Here is a 12282-nt window from a genome sequence, read left to right on the forward strand (position 1 = left end):
GCGGGGGGCACTCAAGTGCCCCCCGATTTTTTCCGGGGCAACCAGGAGATGGACCCATGCCTCCCTCAATACGACCCTGCAACGTCCCATCATCCGCCCAGGCCCCGCGGCCGCCTGTTTCGGCAGCCGTGGGGCTTGGCTTGCGTCGAGCCTTGCTCGACGCATTGAATACGGCGCCTGCGGGCGCTTTTGATTTTCTGGAGCTGGCGCCGGAAAACTGGATCGGCATCGGTGGTGCCCATGGCGCCGCGCTGCGGGCCCTGGCCGAGCGTTACCCGTTGAGCTGCCACGGGCTGTCGTTGTCCCTCGGCGGCCCGGCGCCGCTGGACCTGGGGTTCCTGCGGGAAGTGCGCCAGTTCCTCGAGCGCTTTAAGGTGCCGCTGTACAGCGAGCACCTGAGCTACTGCGGCGACGACGGGCACCTCTACGACTTGCTGCCGCTGCCGTTCACCGACGAGGCGGTACGCCATGTCGCGGCGCGCATCCGCCAGGCCCAGGATGTGCTGGGCCGGCGCCTGGCGGTGGAGAACGTCTCGTACTACGCCGCGCCGCGCCAGGACATGGATGAGCTGGCCTTCACCAACGCGGTGCTGGCCGAAGCCGATTGCGACCTGTTGCTGGACGTCAACAACCTCTACGTCAACTCGGTGAACCACGGGTTCGACCCCCAGGCCTTTCTCGCCGGCCTGCCGCCGGAACGGGTGGTGGCGATGCATGTGGCCGGGCACTACGACCAGTCCGACAGCCTGAAGATCGACACCCATGGCGCGCCGGTCAAACCGGTGGTCCGGGACTTGCTGGCGCGCGCCTACCAGCTGTTTGGCGTGCAGCCGACCCTGCTGGAACGGGACTTCAACTTCCCGCCATTCGCCGAGCTGCTGGGCGAACTGGACAGCATCCGCCAGTTGCAGGCCAGTGCCTGCCAGATGCGGGGGAGGCCGGCCCATGGATAAGCCGCTGATCGCCCTCGACGCCCAGCAACAGGCCCTGACCGCCTACCTGCGCGACCCCGAGCACCGCGCGCCGCCGGCCGGGATGGACCGCGCGCGGGTGGAGATTTACCGCGAGCTGGTGTTCGACAACCTGCTGTCGTTGCTCGGCAATACCTTCCCGGTGTTGCGCTCGATACTGGGCGAGGCGGACTGGCGCCGGCTGCTGCGGGTTTTCCTGCGCGAGCACCGTTGCGCCACGCCGAAGTTCGGCGAGATCGCCGGCGAGTTCGTGGCCTGGATGGCTTCCATGCCCACCGCTTTGCAGGACGGTAGCTGGCCGGCCTTCATGCTGGAGCTGAGCCATTACGAGTGGATCGAAATGGCCCTGCAGCAGGCCGAGGCCGAACCGCTGCCGGCCAGCGACCCGGAGTGGCTGCTGACCCAGCCCTTGCGCCTGTCGCCCCTGGCCTGGCCGCTGGCCTACGCCTGGCCGGTGCAGCGCCTGGGCCCGGCCTGGCGTCCCAGCGAGCCCGGGGATGTGCCGACCTTGCTGCTGATCCGCCGCGATGCCGACTATCGGGTGCACTTCTCCGAGCTCAGCCCGCTGGCCTGGCGCCTGCTGGAGCGTATCGAGGCGTTTCCCCAACTCCACGGTCGCGACCAGTTGCAAGGCCTGGCCCTGGAAGCGGGCATCGACGACCTCGAGACCTTTCTCGGCAATGGCCGGAGTCTGCTGCGACAGCTGCACAACCAAGGCGTTATTGGCCCTGTGTAGCCGCTGGCGCAGCCTGCGCCCGGCTGCGCAGCGGCCGCAAACCCAGGCAACGCGGGGTATCAGATCGAACGCGATCACCGGTTTTACGACGGCTGCGCCGCCGAGCGCAGGCTGCGCCAGCGGCTACAGGGCGATGCGCCTGTTGTCGAGTTTCCCCCGTAGAAAGACCAAAGCCGCAGCTCACGCTGCGGCTTTTTTTGCCCCGGGGTATCAGCGCCCGTGGCGCAGGCGCCCGATCAACTGGCCAGAGCTTGCTGCAACAGCTGCATAACCAAGGCGTTATTGGCCCTGTGTAGCCGCTGGCGCAGCCTGCGCCCGGCCGCGCAGCGGCCGCAAATCCAGGCAACGCGGGGTATCAGATCGAATGCGATAGCCGGTTTTACGACGGCTGCGCCGCCGAGCGCAGGCTGCGCCAGCGGCTACAGGGCGATGCGCCTGTTATCGAATTTTCCCTGTAGAAAGACCAAAGCCGCAGCTCACGCTGCGGCTTTTTTGGCCCCGAGATATCAGCGCCCGTGGCGCAGACGCCCGATCAACTGGCCAGAGCTTGCTGCAACAGCTGCATAACCATGGCGTTATTGGCCCTGTGTAGCCGCTGGCGTAGCCTGCGCCCGGCTGCGCAGCGGCCGCAAACCCAGGCAACGCGGGGTATCAGATCGAACGCGATCACCGGTTTTACGACGGCTGCGCCGCCGAGCGCAGGCTGCGCCAGCGGCTACAGGGCGATGCGCCTGTTGTCGAGTTTCCCCCGTAGAAAGACCAAAGCCGCAGCTCACGCTGCGGCTTTTTTTGCCCCGGGGTATCAGCGCCCGTGGCGCAGGCGCCCGATCAACTGGCCAGAGCTTGCTGCAACAGCTGCATAACCAAGGCGTTATTGGCCCTGTGTAGCCGCTGGCGCAGCCTGCGCCCGGCCGCGCAGCGGCCGCAAATCCAGGCAACGCGGGGTATCAGATCGAATGCGATAGCCGGTTTTACGACGGCTGCGCCGCCGAGCGCAGGCTGCGCCAGCGGCTACAGGGCGATGCGCCTGTTATCGAATTTTCCCTGTAGAAAGACCAAAGCCGCAGCTCACGCTGCGGCTTTTTTGGCCCCGAGATATCAGCGCCCGTGGCGCAGACGCCCGATCAACTGGCCAGAGCTTGCTGCAACAGCTGCATAACCATGGCGTTATTGGCCCTGTGTAGCCGCTGGCGTAGCCTGCGCCCGGCTGCGCAGCGGCCGCAAACCCAGGCAACGCGGGGTATCAGATCGAACGCGATCACCGGTTTTACGACGGCTGCGCCGCCGAGCGCAGGCTGCGCCAGCGGCTACAGGGAGATGTGTCTGTTATCAAACTTTTCCCGCAGAAAGACCAAAGCCGCAGCTCACGCTGCGGCTTTTTTTGCCCCGAGATATCAGCGCCCGTGGCGCAGGCGCCCGATCAACTGGCCAGAGTCTGCTGCGACAGCTGCACAACCAAGGCGTTATCGGCCCTGTGTAGCCGCTGGCGCAGCCTGCGCCCGGCTGCGCAGCGGCCGCAAACCCAGGCAACGCGGGGTATCAGATCGAACGCGATCACCGGTTTTACGACGGCTGCGCCGCCGAGCGCAGGCTGCGCCAGCGGCTACAGGGAGATGTGTCTGTTATCAAACTTTTCCCGCAGAAAGACCAAAGCCGCAGCTCACGCTGCGGCTTTTTTTGCCCCGGGGTATCAGCGCCCGTGGCGCAGGCGCCCGATCAATGCATCCAGGCTGAGCTTGCCCGGGCCCTGGAACAGCAGCGGCAGCAGTGCCGCCAGGTAGATCGCCGGCAGCTTGAAGTTGCCGTGGCCCTTGTTGCTGATGGCGTAACCCTGGGCCAGCTCGCTCAGGGTCGACCAGTCCGCCGGCCAGTGCACGGCGGCGGTGGCGACCAGCGTGACCACGATCAGCACCAGCGCGGCGCAGCGGGTGCCCAGGCCCAGCAGCAGCGCCAGGGCGCACAACAGCTCGGCCCACATCGACAACTGCCAGTTCAGGCTCGCCGGCAGTTGGTCGAAAGGAAACGGAAAGGCCGACTGGATCTCCTGGAACCAGTTTTCACCCTGCCATTTTTCCAGGCCCGATTCGAAGAACTCCCAGGCCAGCAACAGGCGCAGGCTGAGGAGCGCGACCCAGGGGGACAGGCGGTTGAGCTGGCGTTGCAGCCCGTCGAGGGCGGACGAAAGCGTGAGGATCATGGGGTGGTTCTCCGGTGTTAAGTGGGGAGTGCAAAAGCGGCGCCGCCTGCGGCAGCGGCTACAGGGGCGCGGTGTTGTTCAGCGTGGGCTCAGGGCCTGGCGTTGCCGGCGTTTGTGGGCCTGGGCCAGCTTGCCCAGCAGGTTGATCGTCATGGCCGAGCAGGTGACGGCGAAGGGCAGCAGGTACCAGGCGCTCAGCGGAATGCGCTTGAAATTGGAGTAGGCGAAGATCGTCGCGATCACCCACATGCCGGTGGTGTGCAGGCGTTTCCAGGCGGTACGGCTGAGCAGCGCGGCCGGGCCTTTGAACGAGGTCAGGGTCAGCAGCAGGATAAACAGGTAACCCACGGACCCGGGCAGGTTGCCCAGGGTGCTGCGGCCGGGCCAGAACTCCGGGTTCAGTTGCCCGTAGCTGTAGATCAGCAGGGCGTGCACCAGGTGCGAGAAGGCGAACGCCAGGCCGATGAAGCGGCGCTCGCGCACCAGTGCCTGGCTCAGCGGCGAGGGCAGCAGCACGGCGAACGCCGAGGCGGTGAAGGCCAGCAGAAACAGCACGAAGGACGAACGCGCGGTGGCGCGGATGGCGCTGCGGGTGGCCTCGACCAGGTCCGGTTCGAGCAGCAGGATCAGCGCGGTCATCAGCAGCACGGCGGCGGCCAGCAGGCTGAACAGCCGCCAGCCATGGAAACGCGAGGGGAGGGTTTGAGTGGGCATGAGAGGCTCCTTGAGGTTGGGCGCCGCTGTCGCGGCGCGTCCCAGGAGTCTTGCAAGGCCGTGTATATCGGCTGTGTCGGCAAAGGGCGGTTATGTATGCCTGTGTAGCCAGGCGTTCAGAGACTGGCCGTGCTGCTGACCAGGATCAGCTCGGCGCACAGGCCACCCCCTTCGCGATTGCTCAAGCGCAGCGAGCCGCCGAGGGCCACCGCCAGTTGCTGGGCAATGGCCAGGCCCAGGCCGGTGCCGCCGGTGTCGCGGTTGCGCGAGCTTTCCACTCGATAGAACGGCTTGAGCACTTCGGCCAGCTGTTCTTCGCTGATCCCCGGGCCACGGTCCAGGACCTTGACCGACAGGCGATCGCCCGCCTGCGCCTGGACCTCGATCCGCGCCGCGCCGGAGAACTTCAGCGCGTTGTCCACCAGGTTCACCAGGACCCGGCGCAAGGCGTGGGGGCGGGTGTCGATCAGCGCGCCGTTCTTGCCCGCCAGCTCGACGTCCTGGCCGGTGTCCTGGTAGTCGAACACCAAGCTGTCGAGGAAGGCGTCCAGGTCGATCCGGCAACTGACCTCGGTGGCGCCATGGATGCTGCGGGCATAGGCCACGCCTTCGCGCACCAGGTGCTCCATTTCACTCAGGTCGTTCCACAGTTTGTCCTTCTCGGCGGAGTCGTCCATGAACTCGGCGCGCAGCTTCATGCGGGTGATCGGCGTCTGCAGGTCGTGGGAGATCGCCGCCAGCAGTTGCATGCGCTCCTTGAGGTAGGCGCCGATCCGCGCCTGCAGGGCATTGAAGGCCTTGGCCGCGTGCACCACTTCGATCGGGCCCTTTTCGTCCAGGTGCACGCCGTGGGTGTTGGGGTCGAGGCTGTCCACCGCCTGGGCCAGCCGGGTCAGCGGGCGCACGGCGATGCGCACCGCCAGCCAGGCGCAGAGGATCAACACCAGCAATTGCCCGAGCAGCACTGCCGGTAGCCAGGGCGACATCGGCACCAGTGCCGGGCGCACGTCGATGGTCAGCGGGCTGCCGTCGGCCAGCCGCAGGTGGGCCTGGTAGTGCTGGCGCGGCCCGGGAATGCTGTTGAACGCCAGGTCGTAGTCGCGGCCGAGGGCGTTCTTGATCGAGTGCACCGAGACCGGCACATCGTCGCCGTCCAGGGGCTGGCCGGGTTCGCCGGCGCTGAGCAGGTAGCCATAGTTGCGCCGTTGCAGGCGTTGCAGCCAGGCGGGGCGCTCGGCGGCGGGCAGGCGGTCGAGGATGGCGATGGAGGTCGAGACGTCGCTCTCCAGGTTGCCGAGCATGGTCATCTTGGCGCTCTGGTAACGCTCGTAGGACTGCGCGGCGAACGACAGGCCCTGGGCCAGCGCCAGGCCGATCAGGAAAATCAGCGACAGCCGCGAGGCGAGGGTGCGCGGCCAGTGCAGCGCCAGCTTCATGATGCGGCCTCGAGGATCTCCACCGGCAGCGAGAACACATAGCCCTCGCTGCGCACGGTCTTGATGTAGGCCGGTTCGCGGGCGTCGTCCAGCAGGCGCTGGCGCAGGCGGCTGACCAGCAGGTCGATGGAACGGTCGAACAGGTCGGCGTCGCGGCCTTGGGTCAGGTTGAGCAACTGGTCGCGGTTGAGCACCCGTTGCGGGTGGTCGAGGAACACCCGCAGCAGCCGGTACTCGGCACCGCTCAGGGCGACCAGGGTGCCGTCCTGGTCCAGCAGGTGGCGCGCGGTGGTGTCCAGGCGCCAGCGGCCGAAGCCCAGCAGGCGGCCGCTCTCGGTGACCACCAGGTTCGGCGGCAGCATGCGCGTGCGGCGCAGCACGGCATTGATCCGCGCCAGCAGCTCGCGGGCGGCGAAGGGCTTGACCAGGTAATCGTCGGCGCCCATCTCCAGGCCGATGATGCGGTCGGTCTCGTCGTTGCGCGCGGTGAGCATCAGCACCGGCGTGGCCTTGTGCTTGCCGGCGCGCAGCTCGCGGCACAGCAGCAGGCCATCGTCGCCGGGCAGCATGATGTCGAGCACGATCAGGTCCACCGGGGTGGTTTCCAGGAAGCTGCGCATCTGCCGCCCGTCAGCCACTACCGTGGTGCGCAGGCCGTTCTTTTTCAGGTAGTTGCCTACCAGCTCTCTGATTTCGCGGTCGTCATCGACTATCAATACGTGATCGACATGATCCATGGGGCTGCCTCTGCATAGGGTCGTGCTGCCTAGTTTATAGGGCCCGGGCGCGCCTGCCTGCGGGCTTTTGTATTGCAGTGTATCTGGCGCCTGGCTGAACACACGGCGATGCAAAACAAGGTTTTTCCGAGGCTTTTGTATCGCTCTGTATCTCCTGGCGATGTGGATACGCAAGGAGACCGCAAGGACGCTTTGCCGACACATGCGCGATACCTCCCGCGCATTCAATGGGCTCCATCGAGGCACGGCTACTGCCTCGCCACCCAAACCCATTGTCGCCCGAGGAACGCATCATGAAACGCACCGCCCTCTACGCCGCCGGCCTGTTCGCCGCGCTGAACATCTGCACCCTGTCGGCCCGCGCGGAAAGCACGGTGCAGGCCCAGACCTACAGCTACGGCACCCAGCTGGATATCCAGAAAGTCCTGTCGATGACCGAAGACGCCGAGCCGGCCTGCGGCGTGGTCAATGCGCGCATGACCTACCTCGATTCCCAGGGCCGCACCCAGGCCCTGGATTACCGCAAGCTCGCCAACAACTGTAATGACGGCAACTGAGTTCACTCCCTGTCCTATCACCCTGTTCGCCATGAGGATTCGCCCATGAACGCCCTGAAAAGCTCCCTGCTTGCCCTGACCTTGACCCTGGCCGGCGTGGCCGTGGATGCCAGCGCCGCCGATGCATCCTGTTCGACCTGCTTCCAGCTCAGCCCGCTCTCAAGTGCCGGCCCCTTGAAATCTGCCACCTCGAAAGCCAGCACCTTGCATCCGCACAACTGGCTGGCCGAAGGCGGCTACGAGCGCACCCCGCAAGGGATGCGCGCCGACCACCAGGCCTGAACCCGGCCTGCCAACCCTGAATACGCCCGCCGCGGATGGCGGGCGGGACATTGACCGATCACAGGTGATGCCATGTTGCTCATAGCGTTTCTCGGCGGGGTCCTGACCATCCTCAGCCCCTGCATTCTTCCGGTGGTGCCGTTCCTGTTCGCCCGGGCCGACCGCTCGCGTGGCTCGGTGCTGTTGACCCTCGGTGGCATGGCGCTGACCTTTGCCCTGGTGTCGAGCCTGGCGGTGGCCAGCAGCGACTGGATCGTCCGTGCCAACGGCATCGGGCGCCAGCTGGCGCTGGTCGTGCTGGGGGTGTTCGCGCTGTCGCTGATCTTTGCCCGCTTCGGCAACTGGCTGGCCCGGCCCTGGGTCAGCCTGGGCAATCGCCTGGATGGCCTGCGCCTCGACCGGGCGCGCCAGCTTTCCGGGCCGTTGGCGGCGCTGTTGCTCGGGGTGGCCACCGGCTTGCTCTGGGCGCCCTGTGCCGGGCCGATTCTCGGGGTGATCCTGACCGGCGCCATGCTGCAAGGGGCCAGCGCCCAGACCAGCCTGTTGCTGCTGGCCTACGGCCTGGGCAGTGCCTTGTCCCTGGGGCTGCTGGTCTTCGCCGGAAGAGGGCTGGTCAACCGGCTCAAGCCGTCGCTGCCGGTCACTGCCGGGTTGCGCCGCGCCGCCGGTTGCCTGGTGTTACTGGCGGCCGTGGCGATCGGCAGCGGGGTGGACGACCGCCTGCTGGCCAGCACCTCGTCGCAAGGCGGGGCGGCCCTTGAACAGGGCCTGCTGAAGAACGTGCCCAAGGCCCTGGACTACCTGATCGACAAGGCCGGCGCGGCATCCGCCGAGGCGCTGCCGAGCAAAGGCGCGATGCCTTCGTTGAATGGCGCGGTGCAATGGCTGAACTCGCCGCCGCTGGACGCCGAGGCCTTGCGTGGCAAGGTGGTGCTGGTGGACTTCTGGACCTACGACTGCATCAACTGCCAGCACAGCCTGCCCTATGTGAACGCCTGGGCGAAAAAGTACGCCAAGGACGGACTGGTGGTGATCGGCGTGCACACCCCGGAGTACGCCTTCGAAAAGGTCATCGACAACGTCAAGGCCCAGGTGCGCAAGCTGGATATCGGCTACCCGGTGGCCATCGACAACGACTACGCGATCTGGCGCGCCTTCGATAACCAGTACTGGCCGGCCCACTACTTTATCGACGCCCGCGGCCAGGTGCGCTACAGCCACTTTGGCGAGGGCAGTTACGAAGCGCAGGAGCAGGTGATACAGCAGTTGTTGCGGGAGGCCAAGGCGTCGTGAGGGGCAGGGTTGCCGGTCGGGGATTTGCGGGGCGGTGAGTCAGTGACACCGCGTTGCCCCCAATCGCCGGCAAGCCTGGCCCCTACAGGTTTGCGGCGCATGCCGGATTCGCGGCAAACCCCGAACCTGCAGGAGCGGCCGGTCGACGCTCGATTGCTCGCGAGGCGTCCTGCCTGACACCCCGCGCAGCCCTGATTGCCGGCAAGCCAGCTCCTACAACCACCACCGCAACAGGAAAAAGAACGCCATGCTCAGCAGCATGCTGACCAGGGTGTTGCGGGTGTAGATCACCAGGACGATGGCCACCAGCGAGCTGATCAGGTACGGGTTGTCGTAGGCCAGGTTCAGCTGGTGCTCGGGCATGAACACGATCGGCCCGCAGATCGCCGTGAGCATGCCCGGTACGGCAAACCCGAGAAACTGCCGGGCGTTACTGCTCAGGCGCACCGGCAGGCGCGGTTCGAGAAACACATAGCGGTTGAGAAACACCAGCAAGCCCATGCCGACAATCACTGCCCAGACCATCATGTGCGCTCCCGGTAGAACTTGTTGCAGAGAAAGCCCGCGGTCATGCCCAGCAGGCCCGACAGCACCAGGGCCGAGCCCCATTGCCAGTAGCTCAGCAGCACCGAGCAGAACAGCGAGACGGCCACGCAGACCAGGGTCGGCACGTTGCGCACCAGCGGCGTGATCAGGGCGATAAAGGTCGCGGCGATGGAGAAGTCCAGGCCCAGGTGTTCGAGCCCGGGAATGGCGCGCCCGAGGACGATGCCGGCGAGGGTGAACAGGTTCCAGGCGATATAGAACGTCAGGCCCACGCCGAGGGCGTACCAGCGGTCGAACTGCTGCTTGTCGTGCTGGCTGGTCAGGGCGAACAGCTCGTCGGTGAGCAGGAAGCCCAGGCCGATCCGCCAGCGCCCCGGCAGCGGTGAAATCACCGAGCGCAGGCTCATGCCGTAGAGCAGGTGCTGGGAGGTCAGCAGCAGGGTGGTGAGCAGGATCGAGAAGATCCCCGCGCCGCCCTTGAGCATGCCGATCGCCACCAGCTGCGCGGCGCCGGCGAAGACGATGCTCGACAAGCCCTGGCCTTGCAGGGGCGTGAGATTGGCCTCGATGGCCATGGAACCCGCCAGCAGCCCCCAGGGCGCGGTGGCCAGGGACAGCGGCATGATGGCAACGGCACCGCGCAGGAAGGCGGCGCGGGGAAGAAGAACGCTGGACATGACGGCCTGCAATCAAGGAACGGAAACCGACTGTGCCAGCCCGCGACGGGAATGGCTTGAACGATCTTGCGCACTTGGTGCCGATGGTCGTTATTTATCGTTCACCCGCAGCCGCTTCTGTAGGAGCGGTCGGTCGACGCTCGATTGCCGGCGATTGGGGCAACGCGGTGTGCCTGGCATGACGCCTCGCGAGCAAGCTTCGCTCCTACAGAGGCTAGTATTCACCGCGAGTCCATGACCGGTTCGTAATCTGTCGGCCATGGCGCCAACCCGATCTGTCTGCTAAAACGCTTCGCTGGCATCGGCCAGCTTCCCCACGGCGGAGGCGGCCTGTCATCTTCCTGCAACAGCCCCGTGCCAAGAAAGGTGTCTGGCCGATACCGGCCAGGTCGCTACGGGGCCGTTCACCTACCGCCCCATCCCAAGGAGAGGGTCTATGAGAAAACTTTTCGCTACCGCGGCACTGGCCGCGCTGATGATCTGCACCGTCGGTGTCGGCCAGGCACGGGAGGCGCGGCAGCAGCGCGACTCGGTCGCCGGGGTGTTCGACTACTACCTGCTGTCGCTGTCCTGGTCGCCGACCTTTTGCCTGACCCATCCGGAAAACGAGCAGTGCTCCGGCAAGGGCTACGGTTTTGTCCTGCATGGCCTGTGGCCGCAATACGCCAAGGGCGGCTGGCCGGAATCCTGCCCGCCCTTGACCCCGCTGACCGCCGAAGAGCGGGCCAAGGGCCTGACCCTGTTCCCGACGGCCAAGCTGATGGAGCACGAATGGAGCAAGCACGGCACCTGCAGCGGCCTGGGCGCCATGGGGTACCTGGAGACCTCCGACCAGGCCTTGGGCAAGGTGAAGATTCCCGAGGTACTGGAACCTTCGCTCACCGTGCATTACTTCGAGGCCCGGGAGATCGAGCAGTTGTTTCGCCAGGCCAACCCGGGCATTCCCGAAAAGGGCGTAGCGGTGTTGTGCAGCGGCCCGGAGCTCTCCGAAGTGCGGGTCTGCCTGGACAAGAACCTGGGTTTCGGCGCCTGTGGCAAGGGTGTGCGCACCCAGTGCCGCAAAGGCGATATCCGCGTACCGCCGATTCGCTGAGCGGCGAGCGGCCAGGGGGGAGACGGCATAGGCAGGCCTGAGCAGCTAGGGTTGCAAGATGCCCGTCTTCCTCCAAGGAGCCCATGATGCTGCATATCCGCACCCCCCTGATCCTGCATCCCGGGTTGTCCACGGCCGCCCGGCGCATCTGGCTCAAGCTGGAAAACCTGCAACCCGCTGGTTCGTTCAAAATGCGCGGCCTGGGCCTGCTCTGTACCCAGGCCGCGCAGCAGGGCAAGCGCCGGGTGGTCTGCCCCTCCGGCGGCAATGCCGGGCTGGCCACGGCGCTGGCGGCGGCCAGCCTCGGCCTGCAAGCCTGCATCGTGGTGCCGCAGACCACCCCACAAACCACCCGCGAACGTATCGCCCGGACCGGCGCCGAGGTGCTGGTGCACGGCAAGGTCTGGGACCAGGCCAACGAGCGCGCGCTGCAACTGAGCAGCGATGCCGACAGCGAATACGTGCCGGCTTTCGACCACCCGGTGTTGTGGCAAGGGCACAGCAGCATGGTCGATGAAATCCTCGAAGACTGCCCGCAGGTCGACACCCTAGTCGTGTCGGTGGGCGGCGGAGGCTTGCTGGCCGGCATCCTCACCGGCCTGTTGCGCCACCAGCGCCAGGACTGCCGGATCATTGCCTGCGAAACCACCGGCAGCGCTTCCTTTGCCGCCGGGCTGGCGGCCGGGCACCCGGTCAAATTGGCCAGGATCGACACCGTCGCCAGCTCCCTCGGCGCGGCCCGGGGGGCGGCCTGGCCGTTGCAGCAGATCCAGGGTTTTGCCCACCAGTCGCTGGTGTTGTCGGATGCCGAGGCGATCCTCGGCGTGGTGCGTTATGCCGACGACCTGCGCCAGTTGGTGGAGCCGGCCTGCGGCGTCTCGCTGGCGGTGGCCTACCTCGATCACCCGGCCATCGCCGCGGCGCGGGACGTGGTGATCGTGGTATGCGGCGGCGTCAGCATCAGCGCCCGCCAGGTGGCGGCCTGGGGCGCATCGCTGCCGGGCTGAAGTGGCTGGTGTATGCTGGCCGACCTGTCGTGTCTG

Annotated in this window: 13 protein-coding genes; 7 read left to right on the forward strand and 6 right to left on the reverse strand. The window is 66.5% G+C overall.

Annotated elements, in window-relative coordinates; translation table 11 throughout:
• The first annotated feature begins 56 nt into the window (after positions 1-56).
• Both IF690_RS13520 and IF690_RS13525 read left to right on the forward strand, forming a co-directional pair.
• The gene (locus IF690_RS13520; RefSeq protein WP_252189560.1) at positions 57-953 is read left to right on the forward strand and encodes an HvfB family MNIO-type RiPP peptide maturase; all 897 of its coding nucleotides are present in this window, start codon (positions 57-59) and stop codon (positions 951-953) included.
• The gene (locus IF690_RS13525) at positions 946-1707 is read left to right on the forward strand and encodes an HvfC family RiPP maturation protein (protein WP_202700492.1); all 762 of its coding nucleotides are present in this window, start codon (positions 946-948) and stop codon (positions 1705-1707) included. Before IF690_RS13520 ends, IF690_RS13525 begins: the two co-directional genes overlap by 8 nt.
• 1690 nt (positions 1708-3397) lie before the next feature.
• Here the strand turns inward: IF690_RS13525 and IF690_RS13530 are convergent.
• The 4 genes from IF690_RS13530 to IF690_RS13545 form a co-directional block, all read right to left on the reverse strand.
• A complete protein-coding gene (locus IF690_RS13530) occupies positions 3398-3904 on the reverse strand; it encodes an HvfX family Cu-binding RiPP maturation protein (protein ID WP_202700493.1) in 507 nt (168 codons plus the stop codon).
• Between the two features lie 78 nt (positions 3905-3982).
• Positions 3983-4618: a hypothetical protein gene (locus tag IF690_RS13535; RefSeq protein ID WP_202700495.1), complete on the reverse strand. Its 636-nt coding sequence runs from the start codon at positions 4616-4618 to the stop codon at positions 3983-3985.
• Between the two features lie 116 nt (positions 4619-4734).
• Entirely contained in the window at positions 4735-6054 is a 1320-nt protein-coding gene (locus tag IF690_RS13540; protein WP_202700497.1) for an ATP-binding protein, read from the reverse strand.
• Entirely contained in the window at positions 6051-6791 is a 741-nt protein-coding gene (locus IF690_RS13545) for a response regulator (RefSeq protein WP_023968023.1), read from the reverse strand. Before IF690_RS13545 ends, IF690_RS13540 begins: the two co-directional genes overlap by 4 nt.
• A gap of 293 nt (positions 6792-7084) precedes the next feature.
• On the opposite strand from IF690_RS13545, the gene IF690_RS13550 reads away from it, so the two are divergent.
• From IF690_RS13550 to IF690_RS13560, 3 genes are all read left to right on the forward strand, one after another.
• The gene (locus IF690_RS13550; RefSeq protein ID WP_202700499.1) at positions 7085-7348 is read left to right on the forward strand and encodes a DUF2790 domain-containing protein; all 264 of its coding nucleotides are present in this window, start codon (positions 7085-7087) and stop codon (positions 7346-7348) included.
• A gap of 45 nt (positions 7349-7393) precedes the next feature.
• Positions 7394-7630: a hypothetical protein gene (locus tag IF690_RS13555; protein ID WP_202700501.1), complete on the forward strand. Its 237-nt coding sequence runs from the start codon at positions 7394-7396 to the stop codon at positions 7628-7630.
• A 72-nt stretch (positions 7631-7702) separates the two neighbouring features.
• Complete coding sequence (locus IF690_RS13560; protein WP_202700503.1) at positions 7703-8923, forward strand: cytochrome c biogenesis protein DipZ; 1221 nt, start codon at positions 7703-7705, stop codon at positions 8921-8923.
• Between the two features lie 213 nt (positions 8924-9136).
• Here IF690_RS13560 and IF690_RS13565 read toward each other — a convergent pair whose 3' ends face one another.
• The gene (locus IF690_RS13565; protein WP_148558714.1) at positions 9137-9448 is read right to left on the reverse strand and encodes an AzlD domain-containing protein; all 312 of its coding nucleotides are present in this window, start codon (positions 9446-9448) and stop codon (positions 9137-9139) included.
• A complete protein-coding gene (locus IF690_RS13570; RefSeq protein ID WP_202700504.1) occupies positions 9448-10146 on the reverse strand; it encodes an AzlC family ABC transporter permease in 699 nt (232 codons plus the stop codon). The genes IF690_RS13565 and IF690_RS13570 overlap by 1 nt, the downstream gene beginning before the upstream one ends.
• A 436-nt stretch (positions 10147-10582) precedes the next feature.
• On the opposite strand from IF690_RS13570, the gene IF690_RS13575 reads away from it, so the two are divergent.
• Positions 10583-11239 (forward strand): ribonuclease T2 family protein, encoded by a 657-nt coding sequence (locus IF690_RS13575; RefSeq protein ID WP_202700505.1) that lies wholly within the window; start codon positions 10583-10585, stop codon positions 11237-11239.
• 86 nt (positions 11240-11325) lie between these two features.
• Positions 11326-12246 (forward strand): pyridoxal-phosphate dependent enzyme, encoded by a 921-nt coding sequence (locus IF690_RS13580; RefSeq protein ID WP_202700506.1) that lies wholly within the window; start codon positions 11326-11328, stop codon positions 12244-12246.
• Positions 12247-12282: the final 36 nt, after the last annotated feature.

The sequence above is a fragment of the Pseudomonas sp. SK3(2021) genome (genome assembly GCF_016772375.1).
Taxonomy (GTDB): Bacteria; Pseudomonadota; Gammaproteobacteria; order Pseudomonadales; family Pseudomonadaceae; genus Aquipseudomonas; species Aquipseudomonas chlororaphis_I.